The organism is Amycolatopsis balhimycina FH 1894 (assembly GCF_000384295.1).
GTDB classification, from domain to species: domain Bacteria; phylum Actinomycetota; class Actinomycetes; order Mycobacteriales; family Pseudonocardiaceae; genus Amycolatopsis; species Amycolatopsis balhimycina.
This window is the reverse complement of sequence record NZ_KB913037.1, coordinates 6,804,401-6,828,493: the sequence shown is the minus strand read 5'-3', so window position 1 is coordinate 6,828,493 and position 24,093 is coordinate 6,804,401. Positions and strand designations below refer to the sequence as shown.

Sequence of the window (24,093 nt, the reverse complement as noted above, 5' to 3'; positions counted from 1 at the left end):
ACGCCGCGCCCCCCAGAGCTGGTCGGGATGCCGACGGACGGCGGATCGGCATCCCGGCCACCCACTCCCGCGTCGCGGGGCCAGCGCACGAAAGGGACGACGATGTCCGAGCACCCCCTTCGCCCGACCCGGCGCGCGGTCCTGGCCGGCACCCTCGGCGCCCTGGGCGCCCTCGCCGCGGCAGGCCCCCTCGCGCGCGCGGCGGACCGGCTTCCCCCGATCGGTGGCACGGCTCCGGCGGACTGGTCCCGCGCCGTGATCGACTCGACGATGAAGCGCTACACGCCGGACAAGATCGGCGGGTGGGGCTACACCCTCGGGCTGTACCTCTACGGCCAGTACCTGTTCTACAAGCGCACCGGCGAGAAGAAGTACCTCGACTACATCATCGCGTGGTACGACCGGTTCATCACCGACAGCGGCATCTCGAACAGCTTCACCAACCTCGATTCGATGCGTTCGTGCCAGATGCTGCCACTGCTGTACGCGGAGACCGGCCGCAAGAAGTACAAGACGGCCGCCGACCAGCTGCGCAAGCGGTTCCCGTCCTACCCGAGGACGTCCGACGGCGGCATGTTCCACGCCACCAGCAAGGTCGGCCAGCTGTGGGGCGACGGCGTCTACATGGCCCAGCCGTTCCTCGCGCTCTACGGCGCCGCGTTCAACGACGGCGCGTACTGCTTCGAGGAGTCCGCGAAGAACCTCGTCGTCTACTTCAGCCACCTGCGCGAACCGGCGAAGGGCCTGCTGTACCACGCTTACGACGAGGACGGCTCCGAGTCGTGGGCGTCCGGGACCGGGCACCACTCGAAGTACCACTGGGCCCGCGCGATCGGCTGGTTCGGCATGGCCACCATCGACATCCTCGAGGTGCTCCCGGCGAACCACCCGCGCCGGGCGGCGCTGATCGAGATCGTCCAGTTCCTGGCCGCGGGCTACCAGCGGTACCAGGACGCCTCGACCGGCCGCTGGTACCAGGTCGTCGACCGCGGCGGCGACTCGAAGAACTGGCTCGAGACGTCGGCGTCGTCGATGTACACGTTCACGATGGCCCGCGGCGTCCAGCGCGGCTACCTGCCGGCGTCCTACCAGGCAGTGGCGGACAAGGGCTACGCCGGCGTGCTGAAGAAGATCTCCCTCGACTCGGACGGCCTGACGAAGATCACCGACATCTGCGAAGGCACCAACGTCGGCGACCTGTCCTACTACTACGCCCGCGCCCGCAAGACCAACGACTTCCACGGCCTCGGCGCGTTCCTCATCATGAACGAGCAGTACATGCACTGACCCCTCCCGCGCCGCACAAGGGGCCCCGGCCGACCGGCCGGGGCCCCTTCGTCCGTGCGGAAACCCGTATCTCGCGTGATGGAGACCGGAACTCGCGTGATTGAAGCCGGAACTCGCGAGTTACGGCTCTGATCACGCGAGTTCCGGCTCTGATCACGCTGGTTACGGGAAACTCAGCAGGTTGAGGTGGAGTCCGAGGTGGTGATGCGGAGGGTTCCGCCTGATGTTGTTGCCGAGTTCTTGACGCAGTAGCCCGTCACCGACTGGAAGCCGATGTCGAACGGGCTCTTCGAGCCCTTCTCCGCCGTGAAGTGGTCGAACGTGATGTCGGAGCTGTTGTTGACGATGCTCGCCGGACGGCCGTCGTCCTTGCCGAACTCCACCGAGCTGTCCACGAACTTGATGCCCGACGCGTAGTGCAGGTACCAGCCGTACGACGGGCGGGTGCCGATGCTCTTCGGGTTGTAGTCCGTCGCGGTGTTGCTCGGCACGCCGGTGCCCATGGTGCCGTTGCCGCCGGGCACCGTCAGGTGCACGCCGGTGAACGTGACGTCGGCGACGCGGTGGCCGCTGTCCGCGCCCCAGATCGTGGGGCTGAAGTTGCTGCCGGTGTGCGTGCCCGTGATGTTGTCGAACGTGACGCCGCTGATCGAGCCGACGCCGGGGCTGTTCCCGCAGCGTTTCCGCGTGCCGATCTTCATCATGATCGGCGAATACGTGCCGGACATGGTGATGTTGCGGTAGTGCACGTCGGAAATCTTCGCGCCGTCCATCGAGACGATCCCGATGCCCGATTTGTGCGCGCCGGTGATCGTGATGTCCGAGAACTGGTAGCCGGTGAAGTCACCGCACGTCTCGGAGCCGAACATCAGCGCGTTGCAGCACTTCGCCGACAGTTTCGCGTTGTTCACCGTGACGTTCCCGTTCGGCAGTTTCGCCCCGAGCGCGTAGTCGCTCTTGAACACCAGTGCGTCGTCGTTCGCCGCGATCGAAGCGTTCGTGATCGTGACGTTGGTGGTGCTGATGATGTTCCAGCCGTCGCGGTCGCTCGCCGTGTCGATGGTCAGGTGGTCCGACACGACGTTCGTGCAGCCGTTGATCAGCGCCGCGAAGTGCCCGCCGCGGCGCAGCTTGATCCCGGACAGCGTCAGCCCGTCACACCGGGTGAGGGACAGGATCTTGTCGGCCTCGCCGGACTTCGGGTTGCCGGTGATGAGGTTGCCGCCGCCGTCGATCGTGCCGGCGCCGGTGAAGCCGATGTTCGTCAGCTTGTCGCCGGAGAACATCGCGTTGTGGAAGTGGCTGTGGCCGTAGTCCTGATAGTTGTCCCACTGGTTCGACTCGGGTTTGTCGTAACTGTCCGCACTCGACCCGGTGATCGTCGCGCCCGCGTCGAGCTGGATCGTCACATTGCTCTTGAGGTGGACGGTGTTGGCCGACTTGTAGGTGCCGGAGGTGAACCGGACGGTGCCGCCGCCCGCCGCGTTGGCCGCCGTGACGGCCTTGTCGATGGCGGAGGAATCGTTGGCCGACCCGTTTCCCTTGGCGCCGTAGTCCTTGACGTCGTAAACGCCGCCGGGCGCCGCGGCGGTGGCGACCCCGGCGCCGGTTACCACCAGCCCCGCCACCGCGAAGGAGATCAGCAGGAATTTCGCTTGCACCGTTGCAACCGCCTTGTCATGGAATCGAAAAATCTCGGCATGACGGCGGAGCACTCAGATTACGAGCGTCCGGAGCGGACTGTCAAGATCGCCGCGGTGACAAAGGAAAACGCTTTTCGCGCGAAAGCCCAGGAGACCCGCGCCACCCCCAGTCGGACGCGGGTCCCCCGGTGTTCGGGGGTGGCTGGATCCGCGGCGGCGGTCCGGCGGGGCACCGCGAGCCCGCCGGCTCGGGGTGTCCTATCAGGATTTTGGCAGTCTACCTTCGCCGGGCCCGGGGTTCCCGTGTGATTTTCATGGTCCGGCCGGGAATCCGGCATGATCGGCGCGCCTCAGCCGAACCCTACGCCGGACGACAGCAGGGTGAACGCCCGTTCGGCCGCCTCGACGGCGCCGGAGAACCGCTGCCGCGCCGGGACGCCGTCCGCGACCGCCGCCATGTTCGCCGTGGCGAGCGTCCGCCGGACGGCGGCGATCTGCGCGGCCGCGAGACCCGCGTCCGGCTCGGCGACCCCGGCCTCGGCGAGCGCGGCGGCCAGCGCCGACTCGCCCGCGGAGGTGAACTCCGCCAGCCTCGCCGCCAGCGCCGGGGTCCGGGTGACCAGCCGGAACACCGCGAGGACGGCCGGGGCGTCGCACAGCCCGGTCACCGGTTCACGCTCGGCGAGACCACGCAGGAACGCCTCCCGCAGCGCGGCCAGCGCCCCCTGCCCGGGACGCCGGGCGCGGACGACGTCGGCCGCGTCGGTCTCGTGGTCGGCGAACCGGTGCAGCACCAGGTCCTCCTTGGTCGGGAAGTAGGCGAAGAGCGTCCGCTTGGACACTTCGGCCACCCGCGCCACTTCGGCGACCCCGACGGCGTCGAACCCGCGCTCGAGGAAGAGTTCGATCGCCGCCGTCGAGATCGCCGCCCGCGTGCGGAGCTTCTTGCGCTCCCGCAGGCCCAGTTCATCGGTCACGTCACGCAGCGTAGCGCCCAGCCCTCGGACCGGCCGTCAGCCACGCTTAGCCGCTTGCCCTGAGTAGCCGACGGCGCCGCGCCGCAGCGCACGTGTGCGCCTAGACACTCCGAATGGATCTATCCCGTCAGGTCCGAGCGGCCCTAGCATCCGCTGTATGGGGGAACTCTTCGGGCAGGTTGAGACCACCTCGCTGACCATCCGCGTGCTCGGACCGCTGGAGGTCACGGCCGCCGGGCAGGTGATCGCGCTCGGCGGTCCGAAGCCCCGGCTGCTGCTGGCCGCGCTGGCGTTGCAGCCGAACGTCGTCGTGTCGACCGACGTGCTGGTGGAAGTGCTGTGGCCACAGGCGGCGCCGCGGTCGGCCGCGGCGAACATCCGCACGTACGTCCATTCGCTGCGGAGACGGTTCGCCGAGATCGACCCCGCGCTGGGCGAGCGGATCAGCAGCCGGGCCTCCGGCTACCTGCTCACCGCGGCGCCGGAAGAACTGGACCACCTCGCCTTCACCGCCTTGGCCGGTGAAGCGCAGGAAGTACTCGACGGCGGCGAAGCCGAGGGCGCACTCAAACTCCTCGACCGGGCCGACGCGCTGTGGCGCGGCGAAGTCCTCGAAGGGCTGCCGCACGACCACAGCTGGGGCGCGACCGTCGCCCGGCTCGCCGAACTCCGGCTTTCCGTGCAGGAACAACGCCTGAAGGCACGCATCGGCCTCGGCCGGTGCGGCGAGGCCGTCGCCGAGCTGCGCGGGCTGGTCACCGAACACCCGCTGCGCGAGGAGCTGTGGGCGCAGCTGATCGTCGCGCTGCGTGCCGCCGGCCGGACCACGGACGCCATCGAGGCGTACGAGTCGGCCGAGCGGGTCCTTCGCGAAGAGCTCGACGCCGAACCGGGTGCCCGGCTGCGCGAGCTGCGCGCGACGCTGGTGCCGGAGAGCGTCCTCGCCCCGCGCCCCGCCGAAGTCGCGGTCTGCCAGCTGCCCCTCGACCTGCCGGACTTCACCGGCCGCGACGACGTGATCGGCGAGGTCGTCGGCCTGATGCGGGAACGCGCGAACTCGGGGACGCCCGCCGTCATCGTGCTTTCGGGCGCTCCCGGCGTCGGCAAGTCCGCGATCGCCATCCGGGTCGCGCACGCGGTCCGCGACGACTTCCCCGACGGCCAGCTGCACGTCGACCTGGCCGGCACCTCGTCGTCGCCGCGGGCGCCGATGGGCGTGCTGGCCGAGCTGCTGCACGCGCTGGGTGTCCCCGACGCCGGCCTGCCGCGGGAGCTCGCCGAGCGGTCGGCGCTGCTGCGGTCGCGGCTGGCCGGACGGCGGATGTGCGTCGTGCTCGACGACGCCGGCAGCGCCGCCCAGGTGCGGCCGCTGCTGCCCGGCGCCGGTGCCTGCGCGGTCCTGCTGACCAGCCGCATCCGGCTGCCCGGGCTCGCCGGGGCGACGCCGGTCGACGTCGACCTGCTGCCGGAGGTCGAGGCCGCGCGGCTGCTGGAGGGCATCGTCGGTGCCGATCGGGTGGCCGCCGAGCCGGAGAGCGCCGCGGCGATCCTGCGCCAGTGCGGGCACCTGCCGCTGGCGATCCGGGTGGCCGGCGCGAAGCTGACGAACCGGCCGGGCTGGACGCTGCGGCTGCTGGCCGGCCGGCTGCACGACGAACGCCGCCGGCTCGACGAGCTGCGCGTCGGCGACCTCGCCGTCCGGGCGAGCGTGACGCTGTCCTACGACCTGCTGCCGATGTCGGCGGCCACCGCGTTCCGCGGGCTCGGGCTGCTCGGACCGGTCCAGTTCCCGGCGTGGGCGGTCGCTTCCGTGCTGGGCCGCCGCGACGCCGACGAGGTGCTCGACGTGCTGGTCGACGGTCATCTCGTCGAGCTCGTCGGCTCCGACTCGGCCGGGCAGCCGCGTTACCGCCTCCACGATCTGCTGCGCGTGTACGCGGTCGAGCTCGCGGAGCGGAGTGACGCGGCGAAGACGCGCGCCGGCCTGCGGCGGGTGCTGGAGGGCTACCTGGCGCTGGCGCTCGAAGCCGCGCGCCGGATGCCCCTGCACTTCTTCGGGATGTACCGCGACGACGAGCTGCCGCGCCCGGCGGTCCCCGCCGACGTGCTGCCCGACGACCCGGCCGCGTGGTTCGCGGCCGAGCGGCACACCAGCGTCGCGGCGGTTTCGCTCGCCGCCGAGCACGGCTTCGACGACCTGGCCTGGCAGCTGGCGTCGGCGCTGACGCCGTACTTCGACCTTCGCGGGCACCAGGACGACTGGCACAGCACGCACACCATCGCGCTCGCCGCGGCCCGCCGGACCGGCTCGCTGCGTGCCGAGGCGATCGTGCAGCGCAACGTCGGCCAGTACCTGCTCTACCAGGACGACTACGCCGAGTCCCGGGTGGCGTTCGAGGAGTCGAAGGCGTTGTTCGAGCGCGTCGGCGACGTCCAGGGCGTCGCCATCGCGCTCACCGGCCTCGCCACGATCCTGCGCATCGACGGCGAGGACGACCTGGCGCTCGACCACTGCCACGAGGCACTGAAGCTGTTCGACGAAGCCGGCGACCAGCACGGCGAAGCGGTGGCGCGCATCGGCGCCGGCGCGGTCTGGATGTCACGCGGCTGCTACGCGGCGGCGAAGCGCTGGTTCACCGACGCGCTGGAGCTGTCGGCGGAGATCGGCGACCGGCACCGCGAGGCGCACGCGTTCAAGCGGCTGGCGCTGCTGCACCAGCACCAGGGCAACCTGGCCGCGGCGCGCGAGCACGTCGACCGGTCGATCGCGATCTTCACCGAGCTGGGCGACGACCACTGCGTCGGTTACGCCAACCAGAACCTCGGCGAGCTGTGCCTGCACAGCGGCGACTTCGCGCACGCGCAGCTGCTGCTGGTCAACTCCCTGTCGGTGCACCGCCGCAACGGCGACCGGCGGTCGGAGGCGGAGGTGTCCCAGCTGCTCGGCGAGCTGCACCGGGCCCTCTCGCAGCCCGAGCGGTCCCGCGACTATTCCGAGCGGGCGCTGGCGATCTGGCACGAGCTGTCGGCTCCGCCGAAGGAACCGCTGACCCTCGCCGAGGAGCCGCCGCACATCGTCTCCGCCTGACGCACAAACTGCTTGTACGGATCATGTACGCCGTCCGGTCAGTCTTTCGCCACGTTCGAGTGAACGAGTGCGAGAGGAGAACCGGGGATGATCCGGATCAAGAAGACCGGCCGTGTGACCGCGGCGGTCCTGGCCGCCGGGGCGGTGACGGCGCTGGCCGGAGCCCCCGCCCAGGCCGCGACCACGAACAGCTGGACCGCAGACGTGTCCACTGTGGACAACGACGACGTCAACGTCGCCGCCGCGAGCGGGACACTGACCCTGGCCGACGCCGCCTGGCACAGAACCGCCCGGGTGTTCGCCGGCAGCGAGGGCAGCCTGACCACCGCCGGGCACGAGCTGGGCTCGCCGTCGAACCGCGTCAGCGCGGAACTGAACCTCGACACCCCGAAGGGCACTTCGGTCGACGTCGACGTCCGCGGCCGGACCGGCGCGAACGACTGGACCGAGTGGACGCCCGCGGGCACCGCGCTGAAGAGCACCGTGAGCGAGGTGCAGGTGCGGATCAGCCTGCACAGCACCACCGACGGCGTGCGGCCCACGGTCAAGAGCGTCGCGCTCAGCGCCGACAGCGTCCCGCAGGCCAACGCGCTGGCCGCCTCGACCGCGCTGACCTACAAGATCTACGCCACCCGCGAAGGCCTGACCGGGCAGACGACCGCCAACGGCCACGTCATCACCAGCCGCGACCACTTCGTCGCGCTGCCGTCCGGGCGCGCGCTGTCCGGCAAGGGCTCCGGCACCTACACCGTGCGCGTCTGCAAGACCGACGGCAGCCGCTGCGAGTACGCCCCGGTGTGGGACGTCGGCCCGTGGAACACCAAGGACGACTACTGGAACCCGGCCTCGGTGCGCGCCGAGTACAAGGACCTCCCCCAGGGCCAGCCGGAGGCGTACGCCGCCTACCACAACAACTACAACGGCGGTAAGGACGACCTCGGCTACAAGGTCGGCAACCCGGCAGGCATCGACCTCGCCGACGGCGTCTTCTACGACGGGCTCGGCATGTCGGACAACGGCAACGTGAACGTCACCTACCTGTGGACCGGCTCCGACAAGACCGGCGTGATCAGCACCGCCGGCGACCCGATGAACGTCCGGGCGAGCGCGAGCACGTCGGCCGCCATCAAGGGCCTCGCGGCGAACTACGCCAAGGTCAACATCGAGTGCTACGTCGAGGGTGACACCGTCACCGGCAAGTTCGGCACCGGCAACATCTGGGACCGGATCGGCCCGAACAACTACGTCTCGGACACCTACGTCCAGACCGGCTCCGACGACCCGGTGGCGCCGCACTGCTGAGCCCCGGCTCGAGTGCACCACGAGCATCGCGTGGTCGACTGCCCTCACCCGCGATAACAGCGAAGGCCCGGCATTCCCGCCGGGCCTTCGCCCATTCGCGGACCATTCCGCTCACCGGCACACGAATTCACAACCATGAACAAAAGTCCGCCGGGTGTACAACCGCGCGCTGATCGTGCGAAAATTCCGGGCACTTTCCCCACACGGAATGGCGGGCACCTGTGAGCATTACCCGGAGAACCTTGCTGACGACCGCGGCCGGTGCCGCGGCGGCGGTGAGCGCCAGTACCTCCACGGCCGCTTCAGCGGCCGGCCCCGATGCCGCCGACCAGGCATCGGCCACCCGGACGCTCCGCCAAGCGGCCGACTACGCGGTGACCAAGCTCCGCGCGGTGGCACCCGGTGTCACCGCGTTTCCGGTCGGCACGAAGTTCGAGAAATGGACCTATTCACAAAACGGTGACTGGGTCGGCGGATTCTGGCCGGGACAGTTGTGGCTGGCCTGGCTGCACAGCGGCGAGGAACAATTCAAGACCCTCGCGCTGGCGTCCGCGGAGAAACTCGCACCACGCCGGACCGACACCGGCACGCACGACCTCGGATTCCTCTTCTACCCCTCATGGGTGACCGCCTGGCGGCTCACCGGCGACGACAAGTGGAAGGACGGCGCGGTGCAGGCCGCGTCGTCGCTGATCCAGCGCTACAACCCGGCGGGGAAGTTCATCCGGGCCTGGGGCGCGCTCGACGACCCGAAGAACGCGGGCCGCGTCATCATGGACACGATGATGAACCTCGACCTGCTGGCGTTCGCGAGCCGGCAGACCGGGGACCCGCGGTACCTGGACATCGCCGTCGCGCACGCGAAGACGGCCCAGCGGTACTTCCCGCGTCCGGACGGATCGACGCCGCACGTGTTCGACTTCGACCCCGTCACCGGCGCGCCGGTCGGGCCCGGCACCGTGCAGGGCTACAGCCCGGCGTCGTGCTGGTCGCGCGGACAGGCTTGGGGCGTCTACGGGTTCACGACGATCCACCGCCGCACCGGGGACCCGGAGTTCCTGACCACGGCCCGGCGCCTGGCCGACTTCGCGCTGTCCCGGCTGACCTCGGACCACGTGCCGGTCTGGGACTACCTGGCACCCCAGGCCCCGGACGACGTCAAGGACGCCTCCGCCGGGGTGATCATGGCGTGCGGCCTGCTGGACCTGGCGGAGCTCACGCACCGCCCGCACTACCGGGAGAGCGCGCTGCGGATCCTCACCGGGGTGTCGCGGACGTGCCTGACCACGAAGTCCGCCCGGGCCGAGGCGAGCGTCGCGCGCTGCACCCGCAACCGGCCGAACGAGGACGGCGTCGAGGTGTCGCTCCCCTACGCCGACTACTACCTGCTGGAAGGCATCCTGCGGGTGCTCGACCGGCGGAAGGCCGACCGCGCGATCGACCTTTCGAGCGTGTAGCGGCCGCCGGGGAGGCCGCCACCTCCCCGGACGCGGTCAGTGGTGGTGGGCGTGCACTTTGGCGTGGCCGAGGCCGCGCCCGATCATCGCCTTGTTCACCGGCACCGTGACCACGAACGCGATCGCCAGCGAGAGGGCCAGCGACAGCCAGAAGAGCAGGCTGGCCAGGCCGGCGTCCATCGCCCCGGGAATCGCCACGACCACGGTGTTGTCGATCAGCTCCATCACGGCGATCGACACGGTGTCCGCGGCCAGCGCGACCTTGAACGCCGCCGCCGGCCCCAGGCCCGACTTCAGCACGCCCCGCATGGTCAGGGCGTAGCCGAAGACGAAGGCCAGCACGATCGACAGGACCACCGTCGCCGCGTTGTGCAGGCCGAACGCCGTGCCCAGCACCATGCCGAGCACCTCACCGATGGCACAGCCGGTCAGGCAGTGCAGAGTCGCCTGGATCGCCGTCGCCCACGAAGCCCCGTGCTGTTCGCTCATGCCGGCGACTATACCCCTCGGGGGTATTCGGGTCACGTCTCCCGCGTCACCCGTGTTCATCACTTCCGGTATCAACGCTCGTCACTCAGCGTGGCCGACACCGCCATCCAGCGCATTTCCCGGAAAAGGCCGCGGAGCAGAACTCACTTCCGTAACCCTTTGCGCACATCCCGTTGACCACAGTTACGCGGGGCCCTACGTTCGCCCTTGGTCTCCACCGTGCGCAGACCGTCCGACAGTCCTGAGGAATGGGTGCGATGCGAGGGCCGACGAAGACCTTCCGGCTGGTCGCGACGCTGCTGCTGGGTGCGGTGCTCGCGCTCGGCGGCTGCTCGGACCAGCGGGGCGGCGCCCCGGCGCCGACGTCGCCGACCCGGATCGCGTTCGTGCCCAAGATCGGCGGCATCCCGTACTTCGACGCGATGGACACCGGTGGGCGCGAGGCGGCGAAACAGCTGGGCGTGGAGTGGACCACGACCGGCCCCGGGAACGTCGACCCGGCCGCGCAGGTGAAGATCGTGCGCGACCTGATCGCGAAGAAGGTCGACGTCATCGTCGTGGCGCCCAACGACCCGGCCGTGCTCGCGCAGGTGATCGCCGAAGCGCGGGCGAAGGGCATCCACGTGCTGACCTCGGACACCGACGCGCCGGGCACGCAGCGCGAGGTGTTCGTCAACCAGGCCAGTGCCCAGGGCATCGGCACCGCGGTCGTCGACGCGCTGATGGCGAAGACCGGCGGCACCGGCCAGTACGCGATCGTCTCCTGCGGCCCGGCGGCGGCGAACCTCAACTCGTGGATCGCCGTCCAGAAGGAGTACGCGGCCGACCGCTACCCGAAGGCCCAGCTCGTCGAGACCGTGTACGCGGGCGAGGACCAGGACACCGCGACGAACCTGGCCAAGGGCATCATGGCCGGCCACCCCGGCCTGACCGGGCTGATCGGCGAGTGCACGACGTCGGCGCCGGGGGTCGCGAAAGCCGTGCGCGACGAGCAGAAGATCGGCCAGGTGTTCACCGTCGGTGTCGGCACGCCGCAGGCGATCAAGCCGTTCCTGCTCGACGGCTCGTGCTCGCAGTCGGTGCTGTGGAACGTCGAGTCGCTGGGCTACCTGACCGCGTGGACGGCCAAGCAGGTCGCCGACGGCAAGCCACTCCAGGCCGTCAACAAGGTGAGCCTGGAGTTGCCGGCGGTGAAGTACGACACCGCGTCGAAGACCGTCCTGCTGGGCGATCCGCTGCTCATCACCACCGACAACGTCGACCAGTTCAAGTACTAGCGCACGTCGATCGTCACCGTCGCGGTGCTCGTCGCCGCCGGGAGCCGCGTCGTGTCGACGACGAGGTACTCGCCGTCGTCCTGGCGGCCGTCCGGCAGCGTCTTCGGGTGCAGCGCGTACGGCGGCGCCGCGTTCGTCACGCCGTCGATGCCGAAGTCGTTGTCGTTGCTGACCACGACGGTCCGGCCGCCGTCGGTCGTCGCGACGCCTTCGACCTTGTCGTGGCCGAAGAAACCGCCGCTCGGGTCCAGTGTGGACACGAGGGCGCCCAGGTCCACGTGGAGCTTCTTGGCCACCGGCGTGATCCCGGCCGCGGCGAGGTCCTTCAGTGCCTCGGCCGTGGTGTCCTTGCCGACGTAGGCGTCGATGCTCTTCCCCGCGACGAGCAGCCCGCCCTTGCCGGCGTCGTAGCCGGCCGCTCGCGGGCCGACGTCGGTGGCACCGGACAGGTCGATCTCGAAGAGTTTCTTGAAGGCACCCGGTTCGGGTTTGCCGTCCCGCTCGTCCACCAGGAACCGCGTCGCCGACAACGCGGTGATCTCGCTGACCGCAGTGCTCGTCGTGGCCGGGTCCTCGAGCAGGTAGAGGTACTCGTGCGTGGCGCGGGTCCGCAGGTCGACGGTGACGATCCGCAGCGTCGTGACGTTGCCCGGCTTCTTCGTCAGGTCCGGCTGCTGCAACGCCGACTGCATCACGCCGACCAGCGTCCGGCCGTCCGGGGTGAGCGCGAGGCCTTCCATGCCCTTGTTCGGCACCCGGTAGTGCAACTCGGCCGGCAGTGAGCCGTCGAACGGCGAGAGGCGCTCGAGCGCGCGGCCGTCCCGCCCGAAGTGCGTGATGAACGGGCCGTATTCGTCGGACACCCAGAACGTGCCGTCGCAGAGGGCGACCATACCTTCGGGGTCGTAGCCGTACGGCGACGCGGGCAGCGGGTTCCCCTTCAGGTCGACGATCTTCTCGCCGGTGCTCGCCAGCGTGCTGACCTGGCCGTTGTACGGCGTGCCGTCCGCCGCGCGCAGCGGGATCGTCTTCTCCAGCACGGCTTTGCCGCCGCGGAGCCGGAACTTCCCGATCGCCGGGGTGAAGCCGGGCAGCGGCTCGATCTTGCCGCCGCCGGGCGCGTCGACGTTCGGGCCGCGGTCGGTGAGGCCGTAGAACTCGTCGCGCTCGCCGGGCACGGGAGTGAGCGCCGAGCCGTAGGCACCGGCCTTGATCTCGACACCGCCGATCGTGGCCAGGGGTGGCAGGTCGGTCGGGTAGAGCTCGACCGCGTCGGAAACGGTGTAGGTGAAGGTGTCCCGGCCGGTGAAGCCGGGCGCCGGGGTGTAGCGGAACGTCCCGTCGGCACCGATCGTGACGGTCCCGTGCGCGGCGGCGGTGTGCCGGACGACGGCGGCGGCGCCCCGGTCGTTGCCGAGCACCCGGCCCCGCAGCGGCTGCCCCGCACGGACCCGGTAGTGGTCGTCGGCCGCCCGGAGGCCGTGACCGTGGGCCGCGGCCGGCCCCGCGGCAGCCAGCGGCAGGGCCAGAACTCCGGCCACGAGGGCGATTCGTACCCGCTTCATCCGTTTCTCCTCCTCCGGCGCGGCGGCGCGCCGGAGGAGGAGTCTGGGTGGCCGAGATGGACAGCGCCCGTCTTCGAGGAGGCCGGGGCGTTAACGGTGCCGGCGCACGTGGGCGACCGCGCCGCCGCCGAGGACCAGGATCAGCGCCGTCAGTCCCCAGCGGCGTTTCTCCTGGGTCCGGCGGCCGGTGTCCTGGGCCACCGGCTGGGGTTTCCGCGGCGGGCGCGCGTGCCGTGACGTCGCCGGGGCCGGCGGCGGGGGCGTCACCGACGGTGGCGGCGTGAGCGTCGGTGTTGGCGTCGGTGTTGGCGTCGGTGTAGTTGTCGGAGGCAGGACGACCGGCCGTTCCACCGGCGGCGGCTGCGGGGGCGGAGGCGGCTCCGGCGAAGGTGACGGTGCCGGTGTGGTCGGTGCTGGTGTCGGCGACGCTGCCGGTGTGGTCGGTGACGGCGACGGCGGCGGCGATGGGGACAGGGACGGTGGTTCCCGAGGCGAAGGCAGCGGCGGGGGTTCCTCGGGGTAGCACCCGGCCGCGTCACTGCTCGCCAGCGGCAGCCCGGTCGCGACCTCGGCGGCGGGGCCCGAGCCGTCGCGGGGCAGCCGATACGTGACGCTGCGGTGCCCGTCGCGGTTGGCCGTGGCGTAGATCGCGCCGGGCCCGAGCGCGACCGATCCGTACGCGCCGCCCTCGGGGAAACGTTCCCCGGGCACCGGCTCGACCTTCCCGGTCGCCGGGTCGAGCGTGACGACCGAGCCGGCGCCGCGAGTGGTCGTCGAAACGCCGTAGAGGAGGCCGTCCGCCGGGTCGTAGGCGAAGTCGTCGACGCCGGCCGCGAGCGACACCGGCCGCAACGCCGTCCGGTGCACGACCCGCAGGTAGTCCGCGCTCGCCGGGTCGATGTCCACTGTGTACAGATCGCTGTCCTGCCGCACGTACCAGCGGTTGCCGTCGATCGCGCCGGCCGTGGCGCCGGTGACCAGGCTCCACACCGGGCGCCGCGCGCCCGCGCGGCCGATCACGCCCAGGTCGGTGACCGTGCCGGCGGCGTCGATCCGCACCGCGTGCGCGCCGTGGTCGTACCGGCCGCGGCGGGTGCCGTCCGCGACGCCGTAGACGACGTCCTGCCGGGCGGAGTACCCCATCGCGTTGATCCAGTACCCGGCCTCGGTCACCCGCTGCGTGACACCGCTGGGCAGCGAGACCAGCCGCAACGTCGTCGGGGCGTGGTCGCGTTCGGTTTCCGCCTGCAGGACCGTGCACGAGTCCGGCTCCTGGGCCGCCGCGGTCCTCGACGCCGGGGACTCGAGCCGGCCCGTCGTGGCCAGCAGCGCCGAAACCGCCGCGGCCACGCCGAAAACCGCCGCCCAGCGAGCCCGCGTGCCGGTCAAGCCAGCCTTTCCAGCGCCGAGGTGAACGCCTCGGCGGGCACCTTCGCGCCGCCGCTGAACGGGTTCTGCAGCTCGTGGATGGCGAACAGCAGCAACGTGATCGTGCCGGCCAGCGTGGACACGATGATGATGTGCGCGATCAGCCGGGTGCCGCCGAAGAGGTTGGGCAGCAGGATCGCGGTGATCAGGCTGCCGAGGATCAGCGCGAACCAGACGACCGCGCCGACCCCGTCGCCGCCGGAGTCCGCCAGCCGCTGCTGGCGGGCCTGGTAGACCGCCCAGAGCTGGTTGCTCGCCTCGGTCTTGCGGTCGATCTGCCAGTCGCCGTCGGTCGGCGCGGCCGCCACCGCCTGGCGCATCTGGTCGAGCTGCCGCCAGCCCGTGGCCGGTATCGGGCCGCCGTCGGCCAGGCGCGGCCACTCCTGGTCCTCGACCGTCCGCGCGTAGGCGACGGCGAGCTGGTGCACCCGGTCCTTTGTCTCCGCCGGCAGCGCGTCGGCCGCCCAGGTGGCCGCGACCAGGCTGTCGGCCTCGGTCCGCGCGTCCTGGCTCGCGGCGCTCACCGAGTCGAAGAGCGAGATGAGCACGAACGCGACCAGGACCGCGTGCAGCCCGCCGACGATGGTGAACACCTGGCCCGCCGCGTCGTTGTTGGCGGGCCTGCCTTCGCCGTCCCGGCCGAAGCGGCGGACCAGGTAGGCGATCCCGCCACCGGCCAGCGCCGCGCCGGCCACCCACAGACTGCCGGCCACGAAGATGTTCAATCCAGGTCCTTTCGCCCGCGAGCCGCGGGAAGTGTCACCCGGCGCATTCCGTCACCGGGAACCGTCAAGTTAGCCATCCGTTGACCGACGTACAACCGCAATTGCGGAATTCATCCGGGTGGCCGTATCGCGACTCCGGGAATCGCCGGTTCGGCGCAGTTCCGGGCGGCATGACCACTCCCACCATTCCTGGCTGCGACCGGGGAAGTCCGCCTCGAGCTGGGATCCTCCCGACCGGGTGACGGCCGGGAACACGCGGTGACCACTTCTTTCCCCGATGCGGCCAAATGATCAATAACGAACCGGCGATCATCGTCCTGACCCGATCGTGTCATTGTGCCGCCGAACGCTGTTGCTATGTTGATTTCGCGGGATCGCGAAATCCGCGAATTCCAGGAAATAGCAGCTCATGACCGGCGCGCCCGCGGGGGCGCGTGCCGACGCGAATGAATGGGTGGTTCTCGCTGTGACTGTCACCGACCCGGTGGATTCCGTGAACGCGGACGAGCAGACGCTGTCGAGCCTGAGCCGGGCCGCGGCCCGGACCCTGGCGACGACGACCAAGTCGGTTCCGCAGATGCAGGGCATCTCCTCGCGGTGGCTGCTGAAGCTGCTGTCCTGGGTGGAGGTCTCCGGCGGCGCGTACCGGGTGAACCGGCGACTGAGCTACGCGGTCGGCGACGGCCGGGTCACGTTCACCTCCACCGGCGCCCAGGTCCGGGTCATCCCGCCGGAACTGGGCGAGCTGGCGCCGTTGCGGGGGTTCGACGACGAAGAGGTCCTCACCGAGCTGGCCGGCCGGTTCACCCAGCACGAGTACGAGCCGGGCGACGCCCTGGTGGAGTTCGGAAGCCAGGCCGACCACGTGTTCCTGCTCGCCCACGGCAAGATCAGCAAGATCGGCACCGGCGCCTACGGCGACCAGGTCGTGCTGGGCACGCTCGCCGACGGCGACCACTTCGGGGAGAACGCGCTCGTCCACGGGGACGGGATCTGGGAGTTCACCGCCAAGGCCGTCACCGCCTGCACCGTGCTTTCCCTGCCTCGCCAGGCGTTCGAAGACGTCGTGGCCCGGTCCGAAGCCCTGCGGGCACACCTGGACGGCTACCTGGCGCTCGGCTCGGCGGCCAGCAACGACCACGGCGAGGCGGAGATCTCCCTGGCGTCGGGGCACGACGGGGAGCCGGTGCTGCCGGGCACGTTCGTCGACTACGAGGCCAGGCCGCGGGAGTACGAGCTGTCCGTGGCGCAGACGGTGCTGCGCGTCCATTCGCGCGTCGCCGACCTCTACAACCAGCCGATGAACCAGATCGAGCAGCAGCTGCGGCTGACCGTCGAAGCACTGCGGGAACGCCAGGAACACGAGCTGATCAACAACGCCGGCTTCGGCCTGCTGCACAACGCCGACTTCGCGCAGCGCATCCCCACCCGCACCGGTCCGCCGACCCCGGACGACCTCGACGAGCTGCTCTCGCTGGTGTGGAAGGACCCCGGGTTCTTCCTCGCCCACCCCAAGACGATCGCCGCGTTCGGCCGGGAATGCACGAAGGCCGGCGTCTACCCCGACGCCGTCGACCTCGGCGGGCACCACGTCCCGGCGTGGCGCGGGGTGCCGATCCTGCCGTGCAACAAGATCCCCGTCACCGAGACCCGCACCAGCTCGGTCCTGCTGATGCGCACCGGCGAGGAAGCCCAGGGCGTGGTCGGGCTGCACCAGACCGGCCTGCCGGACGAGTACCAGCCGGGGCTGAACGTGCGGTTCATGGGCATCAACGAGCAGGCCGTCATCTCCTACCTCGTCTCCGCCTACTACTCCGCGGCCGTGCTGGTGCCCGACGCCCTCGCGGTCCTGGAGGCCGCCGAGCTCGGCCGGGAGGAGTGATGCCCGAGCCCGCCACCCCGCCCCGCAAGCCGGACGCGCCCGGCCGCCCGCTGTGTCCTGTGGGGGCCGAGCCCCCACACCCCGCGCCGGGGGCCCTGCCCCCGGACCCCCGAACTGCAGGTGGATTACCCGCGTCCGCCTTCGGGCCGACCGGGCTCGGCACGGCCGCCGCCCGGGTCGTGCCGAGGCCCGCGGGCACCCGTCCTCCCGAAGCACCCGAACCCGATCGGCGCGTGAATCCTTGACAGTCACCGAAGAAACATCCGTGCAGCTGTCGCTGAGCGTGAGAGCGGCACGGACCCTCACCACGACGACCAAGTCACTGCCGCAGATGCGCGGCATCACCACCCGCTGGCTGCTGTCCCAGCTGCCCTGGGTCGACGTCCCCGCCGGCAGCTACCGGGTCAACCGGCGCCTGACCTATACCGTGGGCGACGGCAAGGTGAGCTTCTACAACACCGGCGCCCGCGTGCAGGTCGTGCCCGCCGAACTCACCGAACTCGCCCTGCTCCGCGGATTCGGCGACGAACAGGCGCTGAGCGCGTTGGCCGGCGCCTTCGAACAACGCGAATACGAACCCGGCGCGACGCTCTTCACCGAGGGCACGCCCGTGGACACGCTGGTGCTCATCGCCCACGGCAAGGTGACCCGTCACGGCACCGGCGAGTACGGCGACGAGGTCCACCTCGGCACCGCCACCGACGGCGACCACTTCGGCGAGGAACTCCTCGGCCACGACACCGGCACCTGGGCGTTCACCGCCCGGGCCGCCACCCGCGTCGTCGCGCTGGTGCTGCCCGCCGCGGCGTACGCACGTCTCAACGGCCGGTCCGAAGCGCTTCGCACCCACGTCGCGGAAGCGCTTACACGGCCGCGGAAACCGGCGAACAAGGCCGGCGAGGCGAGCGTCGACCTGGCCGCCGGGCACGACGGGGAGCCGCTCCTGCCGGGCACCTACGTCGACTACGACCCGTCGCCGCGCGAGTACGACCTGGCCGTGGCGCAGACCGTGCTGCGGGTGCACAACCGCGTCACCGACCTCTACAACCAGCCGATGAACCAGCTCGAACAGCAGCTGCGGCTGACCGTGGAAGCACTGCGGGAACGGCAGGAACACGAGCTGGTGAACAACACCGAGTTCGGGCTGCTGCACAACGCCGACCTCAAGCACCGGCTCACCACCCGCACCGGCCCGCCGTCCCCGCTCGACCTGGACGACCTGCTCAGCCGCCGCCGCAAGACGCGGTTCTTCCTCGCCCACCCGCGGGCCATCGCGGCGTTCGGCCGGGAGTGCACCGCCCGGGGCGTGTACCCCGCCCCCACCGTCCTGGACGGCAAACGCGTCGCCGCCTGGCGCGGGGTGCCGATCCTGCCGTGCGACAAGATCCCCGTCAGCGCGGCGGGGACGACGTCGATCCTCGCCATGCGGACCGGCGAAGACGACGCCGGGGTGATCGGCCTGCGCCCGAAAGCGCTGCCCGACGAGTACCAGCCCGGGCTGAACGTCCGCTTCATGGGCACCGACGAACGCGCGGTGACCTCGTACCTGGTCAGCGCGTACCACTCCGCCGCCGTCCTCGTCCCGGACGCGCTCGGGGTGCTCGACGACGTCGAGATCGGCCGCTCATGACGACCATGAACGCGCGCACCGCGGCCCGGCCCCTCGCCGACGTCCTCGCCTGGAGCCGCGGGTTGGTCGACCCGGCGCTGCGCACCGCCGCCGAGCGGCTGCCCGAGGCGATGCGGCGGATCGCCGCCTACCACTTCGGCTGGGCGGACACCCACGGGCGGCCGTCGCCGGGCGGCGGCGGCAAGGCGTTGCGGCCGGCCCTGGTGCTGTTGTGCGCGGAAGCCGCGGGCGGTGACGCCGCGGACGCCGTCCCGGCCGCCGTCGCGGTCGAGCTGGTGCACAACTTCTCGTTGCTGCACGACGACGTCATGGACGGCGACACGACCCGGCGGCACCGCGCGACGGCGTGGACGGTGTTCGGCACCGGGCCGGCGGTGCTCGCCGGGGACGCGTTGCTGAGCCTGGCGTTCGAGGTGCTGGCGCCGGGCGGGGCGCCGAACACGCGGCTGCTGTCGTCCGCGGTGCTGGCCCTGCTCGAGGGACAGGCCGCGGACCTGGACTTCGAGCAGCGCGACGACGTCACCCCCGGCGAGTGCGTGCGGATGGCGGAGGGCAAGACGGCCGCGCTGCTGGGCGCGGCGTGCACGCTCGGGGCGGCCGGTGACGACCGGTTCGGCGCGTTCGGGCGAGCGGTCGGGCTGGCGTTCCAGCACATCGACGACCTGCTCGGCATCTGGGGAGACCCGGCCGTCACCGGCAAGCCGGTGTACTCGGACCTGCAGAACCGCAAGAAGTCCCTGCCGGTGGTGACGGCGCTGAGTTCGGGCACGGACGCGGGCGCGGACCTGGCCGCGCTCTACGCCCGGCGCGAGCCTCTCGACGAAGCGTCGCTGGCCCGCGCGGCCTCGCTCGTGGAAGCCGCGGGCGGACGTCAATGGAGCCAAGCCCAGGCGGAAGCGTTACTGGCCAAGGCACTGCGCGACCTCACCGCGGCGAACCCGGTCCCCCGCGCGGCCGCCGAACTGGCGGCCTTGGCCCGCCTGATCACCACCCGCACCCACTGAACCCCGTGACGGAAGCGCCAACTCGCGTGATCAGAACGCCAACTCGCGTGATTGGAGGGTCGACACACTGCGGCAGGCTCGGTGTCGCCGTGTCGACCCTTCAATCACGCGTGTCGACTCCCTGATCACGCGTGTTGACCGCTCAATCACGCCAGTTACGGGTTACTTGCCGGGGCGGGTGAGGCCGGTTTTGTCCGCGCCGAGGCTCAGGATGTTCTTGTCCGTGTCCTGGAGGGCCTTGGTGACCTGGGCGGACTTCGGGGATGTCGACAAGTCGATCAGACGGATCGGGGCGTCGAGCTTGATCAGGGTCGGGATGTACTCGGCTTTGTCGACTTTCCAGCGGTCGCCGTCGCGGACGAAGCGGAAACGGGCCGCCGCGCCTTCCTCCGTGTCGCCGCGGGGGTCGGAGTGACGGGCGACGCTGTTGCCGAGGCCGTAGGCCACCCACTTTTCGCCGATCTTCTCGAACGGCTGGACCACGTGCGCGTGGTGGCCGACGATCAGGTCGATGTCGTCCGACGCCAGGAGTTTCTTGGCCTGCGACCGCTGTTCCGCCGTCGGGTCGTGCTGGTACTCGACGCCCCAGTGCAGGCTCGCGATGACTACCTGCGCCCCGGCTTCACGAGCCTTGCGAGCCGCGGCGAGGACGTCGTCGACGTCGATCTGGTTGGCCAGCCACGGTTTCCCGGCCGGCACCTTGATCCCGTTGAAGCCGAAGGCATACGACACCTGCGCGACCTTGACGCCGTGGACGTCGAGGATCAGCGGCTTCGCGGCCTCGGCGGCCGACCGCGCCGAGCCGGTGTGCTTGACGCCGGCGTCGTCGAGCTTGTCCAGGGTCCGCTTCACCCCGTCGGCGCCCTGGTCGATGGTGTGGTTGGACGACGTCGAGCAGGTGTCGTAGCCGGTGTCCTTGATCGCGTCGGCGATCTCCGGCGGCGCGCTGAACGACGGATACCCGCTGTAGGGCCCGCCTTCCGGCGCCAGCGGCGTCTCGAGGTGGCAGATCCCCAGGTCGGCGCCGGAGATCAGCGGCTTGATCCCGGCCAGCAGCGGCCGGTAGTCGATCTTCCCGTGGCCGTCGGCCTCGGCCTGCTCGGTGAGCGCCGGGTGGATCAGGACGTCGCCGGTGGCAACGACGCTGAAGGACCCGTCGGGCGCGTCGGGCGCCGCGGCGGACGACGACTCCGCCGTCTCCGGGAACGGCGTCGGCGCGGGACCTTGCTGCGGCGGGCTGCTGCAGGCGGCCGCCAGGACGGCGACGCCGGCGAGCGCGGCGACGCGGTGCTTCGTCATCGGACCCCCTCCTGACGTGGTCCGGCCATCCTGCCAGCCGGACGAATCCGGCAAGGACACCCGTCCCGCTGATCGACAAGACCCGATCGACCAATCGCACCACAGTCGACAACACCGATCAGAACATTCCCACTGGACAAAACCGGTCAACACGCAGGACAGCGACGGAAAAATACGATAATTGACGACGTCTCCGTACCTACGATGTCACGGAGAGTAGGTCTCGCTCCGCTAACTGCCGGGCCACCGCGCCTTGACGCTCCACGAATGGGTGTTTTGTAATACGAGTCACTTCGCGGTACCCGACCCGCACCACCCGACCTCGGCCCCCATGGGAGCACTCGATGTCCACATACCCGCACAGGTTCCGCACCTGGAGCGTTGTTGGTTGTTGTTTGATTTCCGGTGTCCTGATGGCCTCCTGCTCCTCGGGCAAGACTGATACATCTGCGCCCCAGCAGCAGGCGCCGTCGAACGGCAAGATCACCCTGTACTACCTGCAGAAACAGGGTGACCAGCAGTACTTCGTCGAGCAGGCGCAGGGCGCGCAGGAGAAGGCGAAGGAGCTCGGCGTCGAGCTGAAGGTCGTCAACCTCGGCCAGGACGCCAACAAGGCGATCACCGAACTGGACGCCGCGGTCGCCCAAGGCGCCAACGGCGTCGCGATCGTCGTCCCGGACCAGGCCATCGGCCCGCAGGTGATCGACAAGGCCAAGAGCGCCGGCATCCCGCTGATCGCCTCCGACGACGTCATCAAGGACGGCACGGGCGCGAAGGCGCCGTTCGTCGGCTTCAACGGCAGCCAGATGGGCGACTCGGTCGGCACCGAGGCCGGGAAGCTGTTCAAGGCCGCGAACTGGACCGCCGCCGACACGAAGATCATCAGCGCCTACAAGCAGGATCTGACCGTCTGCACCGACCGCGTCAACGCCTCGAAGAGCGCGTTCTCGAAGGCCGCCGGCGCGGACGTCCAGGTGATCAACGTCGGCACCGACAACTCCCCCGTCGACGCGCAGAACCGCTCCGGCGCGGTGATCGGCTCCAACCCGGGCGTGAAGCACTGGGTCGTCTGGGGCTGCAACGACGAGAACGAGACCGGCGTCGTGACCGCGCTGGCCAACTCCGGCGTGCAGGCGAACAACATCATCGGCGTCGGGCTCGGCGCCTACCTCACCTGCAAGGACTGGGCGGCGGGCAAGGACACCGGCAACAAGGCCGCGCTCTACATCTCCGGCGCCGAGGTCGGCCGCTCGGCCATCCAAGTGCTCGTCGACAAGGTGAAGAACGGCAAGGCACTGCCCGCGGAGACGATCGCCAAGACCACGATCGTCAACAAGGACAACTACAAGCAGGCCGGCGTCAACTGCACCTGACCGCAACTCCCGGGACCGGCACTTTCCCGTGAAAGTGCCGGTTCCGCCGCCGTACGGAAGGGACACCATGTCCGGCTCTCCTCCCGCGCTGGCCGTCGAGGGCATCGGCAAGCGCTTCTCCGGCGTCACCGCCCTCGACGACGTCTCGCTGGAGTTCCGCTCCGGCGAAGTCCTGGCTCTGATGGGCGAGAACGGCGCCGGCAAGTCGACGCTCCTGCGCGTGCTGTCCGGCGACCAGGGCCCCGACGACGGCCGGCTCCTCCTGGACGGCACCGAAGTCACCTTCGACACCCCGCGCGCGGCGATGGCCGCCGGGGTGCGCGTGATCTATCAGGAACCCGAGATCATCCCGCACGTTTCGGTGGCGGAGAACGTCTTCGTCGGAGAACTCCCCGCGAAGGCGCGCGTCTTCAACCGCCGCACGCTCATGAAGGCCACGCACGACGCGCTCGTCGAGTACGGCTTCGAAGGCGTGCTCAACCCGGCGACGCTCGGCGCCGCGCTGTCCGCCGCACAGCGTCAGCTCGTCGAGATCCTGCGCGTGCTCACCGCGGCCACGCCACCGCGCGTGATCGCGTTCGACGAACCGACGTCGTCGCTGTCGGAGCACGAGGTGGAGGCGTTGTTCCGGCTGATCGGGCGGCTGCGCGACAGCGGCGTCGCGGTCGTCTACGTCTCGCACCGGATGAAGGAGATCTTCCAGCTCGCGGACCGCGTCGCCGTGCTGCGCGACGGCAAGCTCGTCGGCGTCCAGCAGGTCGCGGAGACCGACGAGCCCGGCCTGGTGCGGATGATGATCGGCCGTGACCTCTCGGCGCTGGAACGCCGCACCACTCAGGACACCGGCGAAGTCGTCCTGAAGCTGGCCGACGTCACGACCGACGACGTCACCGGCATCTCGCTGCAGGTCCGCGCGGGCGAGGTCGTCTGCCTGGCCGGGCTGGTCGGCGCCGGACGTTCGGAGTTGGCCCGCGCGATCGTCGGCGACCTGCCGATCCGGTCGGGCACGGTCGAACTCGACGGCAAACGGCTGCGCGCGCACAACCCCGGCGACGCCGTGAAGGCGGGCATCGGCTTCGCGCCCGAAGAGCGCAAGACGGACGCGCTGCTCATGCAGCGGTCCGTCCGCGACAACATCTCCATCTCGGTGCTGGACCGGCTTCGCCGCTTCCGCGTCGTGAAGCGCGCGAAGGAACGCGCGCTCGTCGAGGAGTACGTACGCGAGCTTCGCGTGCGGACGCCGTCCATGGAACAGGAAGTCCGCAAGCTGTCCGGCGGCAACCAGCAGAAGGCCGTCCTCGCCCGCTGGCTCGCGCGGCGGCCGAAACTGCTGATCCTCGACGAGCCGACGCGCGGGGTCGACGTCGGCGCGAAGGCCGAGATCTACCGGATCATCGACGGCCTCGCCGCCGAGGGCATCGCGCTGCTGGTCATCTCCTCCGACCTGCCCGAGGTGCTGACGCTGGCCGACCGCATCCTCGTGATGCGGGCGGGACGTCTCGCGGGCGAGCTCGGCCGCGAGGAAGCGACCGAGGAAGCCGTGCTGACCCTCGCCATCCCCGAAACCGAACCAGCCGTGGAAGAAGCCCAGGAGATCGGCGCATGAGTGAGCTTGCGAACGAATCATTCAACACAGCGCTTGCCGCTCAGGCCGCACCGAGCGTCAG

General features: G+C 70.5%; 17 protein-coding genes and 1 pseudogene. 11 read left to right on the top strand and 7 right to left on the bottom strand.

All coding sequences use genetic code 11. From position 1 onward, the window contains the following. Positions 1-102 precede the first annotated feature (102 nt). Entirely contained in the window at positions 103-1,287 is a 1,185-nt protein-coding gene (locus A3CE_RS0131285; RefSeq protein WP_020644047.1) for a glycoside hydrolase family 88/105 protein, read from the top strand. A gap of 173 nt (positions 1,288-1,460) precedes the next feature. Here the strand turns inward: A3CE_RS0131285 and A3CE_RS0131280 are convergent, their stop codons facing one another. Continuing rightward, positions 1,461-2,948: a glycoside hydrolase family 28 protein gene (locus A3CE_RS0131280; protein WP_020644046.1), complete on the bottom strand. Its 1,488-nt coding sequence runs from the start codon at positions 2,946-2,948 to the stop codon at positions 1,461-1,463. Positions 2,949-3,280: 332 nt separating this feature from the next. Then, positions 3,281-3,907, bottom strand: a complete 627-nt coding sequence (locus A3CE_RS0131275) for a TetR family transcriptional regulator (protein ID WP_020644045.1) — start codon at positions 3,905-3,907, stop codon at positions 3,281-3,283. Positions 3,908-4,064: 157 nt separating this feature from the next. Between A3CE_RS0131275 and A3CE_RS0131270 the strand changes: the two genes are divergently transcribed. The 3 genes from A3CE_RS0131270 to A3CE_RS0131260 all read left to right on the top strand — a co-directional run bounded on the left by A3CE_RS0131270 (position 4,065) and on the right by A3CE_RS0131260 (position 9,754). Then, positions 4,065-6,995, top strand: coding sequence for an AfsR/SARP family transcriptional regulator (locus A3CE_RS0131270; RefSeq protein ID WP_020644044.1), 2,931 nt, complete (start codon positions 4,065-4,067; stop codon positions 6,993-6,995). Positions 6,996-7,082: 87 nt separating this feature from the next. Beyond that, positions 7,083-8,297, top strand: coding sequence for a hypothetical protein (locus A3CE_RS0131265; RefSeq protein ID WP_020644043.1), 1,215 nt, complete (start codon positions 7,083-7,085; stop codon positions 8,295-8,297). A gap of 221 nt (positions 8,298-8,518) precedes the next feature. Then, positions 8,519-9,754, top strand: coding sequence for a glycoside hydrolase family protein (locus A3CE_RS0131260; RefSeq protein ID WP_026469055.1), 1,236 nt, complete (start codon positions 8,519-8,521; stop codon positions 9,752-9,754). A 36-nt stretch (positions 9,755-9,790) separates the two neighbouring features. Here A3CE_RS0131260 and A3CE_RS0131255 read toward each other — a convergent pair whose 3' ends face one another. Next, the gene (locus A3CE_RS0131255; protein WP_020644041.1) at positions 9,791-10,243 is read right to left on the bottom strand and encodes a DUF4396 domain-containing protein; all 453 of its coding nucleotides are present in this window, start codon (positions 10,241-10,243) and stop codon (positions 9,791-9,793) included. 257 nt (positions 10,244-10,500) lie between these two features. Here A3CE_RS0131255 and A3CE_RS0131250 point away from each other — a divergent pair, with 257 nt between their 5' ends. Continuing rightward, complete coding sequence (locus A3CE_RS0131250) at positions 10,501-11,520, top strand: autoinducer 2 ABC transporter substrate-binding protein (RefSeq protein ID WP_020644040.1); 1,020 nt, start codon at positions 10,501-10,503, stop codon at positions 11,518-11,520. On the opposite strand, the gene A3CE_RS0131245 is transcribed toward A3CE_RS0131250, so the two are convergent. From A3CE_RS0131245 to A3CE_RS0131235, 3 genes are all read right to left on the bottom strand, one after another. Further along, a complete protein-coding gene (locus A3CE_RS0131245) occupies positions 11,517-13,085 on the bottom strand; it encodes an esterase-like activity of phytase family protein (RefSeq protein WP_020644039.1) in 1,569 nt (522 codons plus the stop codon). The genes A3CE_RS0131250 and A3CE_RS0131245 overlap by 4 nt on opposite strands. 90 nt (positions 13,086-13,175) lie before the next feature. Then, positions 13,176-14,474 carry a DUF6923 family protein gene (locus A3CE_RS0131240; RefSeq protein ID WP_026469054.1) on the bottom strand — a complete coding sequence of 433 codons (1,299 nt, stop codon included), beginning with the start codon at positions 14,472-14,474 and terminating at the stop codon, positions 13,176-13,178. Continuing rightward, a complete protein-coding gene (locus tag A3CE_RS0131235; protein ID WP_020644038.1) occupies positions 14,471-15,238 on the bottom strand; it encodes a bestrophin-like domain in 768 nt (255 codons plus the stop codon). Before A3CE_RS0131235 ends, A3CE_RS0131240 begins: the two co-directional genes overlap by 4 nt. Before the next feature lie 409 nt (positions 15,239-15,647). On the opposite strand from A3CE_RS0131235, the gene A3CE_RS0131230 reads away from it, so the two are divergent. The 3 genes from A3CE_RS0131230 (at position 15,648) to A3CE_RS0131220 (ending at position 19,754) form a co-directional block, all read left to right on the top strand. After that, positions 15,648-17,120, top strand: a complete 1,473-nt coding sequence (locus tag A3CE_RS0131230) for a family 2B encapsulin nanocompartment shell protein (RefSeq protein WP_020644037.1) — start codon at positions 15,648-15,650, stop codon at positions 17,118-17,120. Between the two features lie 241 nt (positions 17,121-17,361). Further along, positions 17,362-18,750, top strand: a complete 1,389-nt coding sequence (locus A3CE_RS0131225; RefSeq protein WP_026469052.1) for a family 2B encapsulin nanocompartment shell protein — start codon at positions 17,362-17,364, stop codon at positions 18,748-18,750. Next, positions 18,747-19,754, top strand: coding sequence for a family 2 encapsulin nanocompartment cargo protein polyprenyl transferase (locus A3CE_RS0131220; RefSeq protein WP_020644035.1), 1,008 nt, complete (start codon positions 18,747-18,749; stop codon positions 19,752-19,754). Before A3CE_RS0131225 ends, A3CE_RS0131220 begins: the two co-directional genes overlap by 4 nt. Positions 19,755-19,916: 162 nt before the next feature. Here A3CE_RS0131220 and A3CE_RS0131215 read toward each other — a convergent pair whose 3' ends face one another. Continuing rightward, the gene (locus A3CE_RS0131215) at positions 19,917-21,053 is read right to left on the bottom strand and encodes a CapA family protein (protein WP_020644034.1); all 1,137 of its coding nucleotides are present in this window, start codon (positions 21,051-21,053) and stop codon (positions 19,917-19,919) included. A 395-nt stretch (positions 21,054-21,448) separates the two neighbouring features. On the opposite strand from A3CE_RS0131215, the gene A3CE_RS0131210 reads away from it, so the two are divergent. The 3 genes and pseudogenes from A3CE_RS0131210 (at position 21,449) to A3CE_RS59950 (ending at position 24,032) form a co-directional block, all read left to right on the top strand. After that, entirely contained in the window at positions 21,449-22,426 is a 978-nt protein-coding gene (locus A3CE_RS0131210) for a substrate-binding domain-containing protein (RefSeq protein ID WP_020644033.1), read from the top strand. A gap of 112 nt (positions 22,427-22,538) precedes the next feature. Next, positions 22,539-23,009: pseudogene (locus A3CE_RS59955) on the top strand (ATP-binding cassette domain-containing protein); the annotation flags it as partial. Positions 23,010-23,111: 102 nt separating this feature from the next. Next, positions 23,112-24,032, top strand: coding sequence for a sugar ABC transporter ATP-binding protein (locus A3CE_RS59950; protein ID WP_425387615.1), 921 nt, complete (start codon positions 23,112-23,114; stop codon positions 24,030-24,032). Positions 24,033-24,093 lie beyond the last annotated feature (61 nt).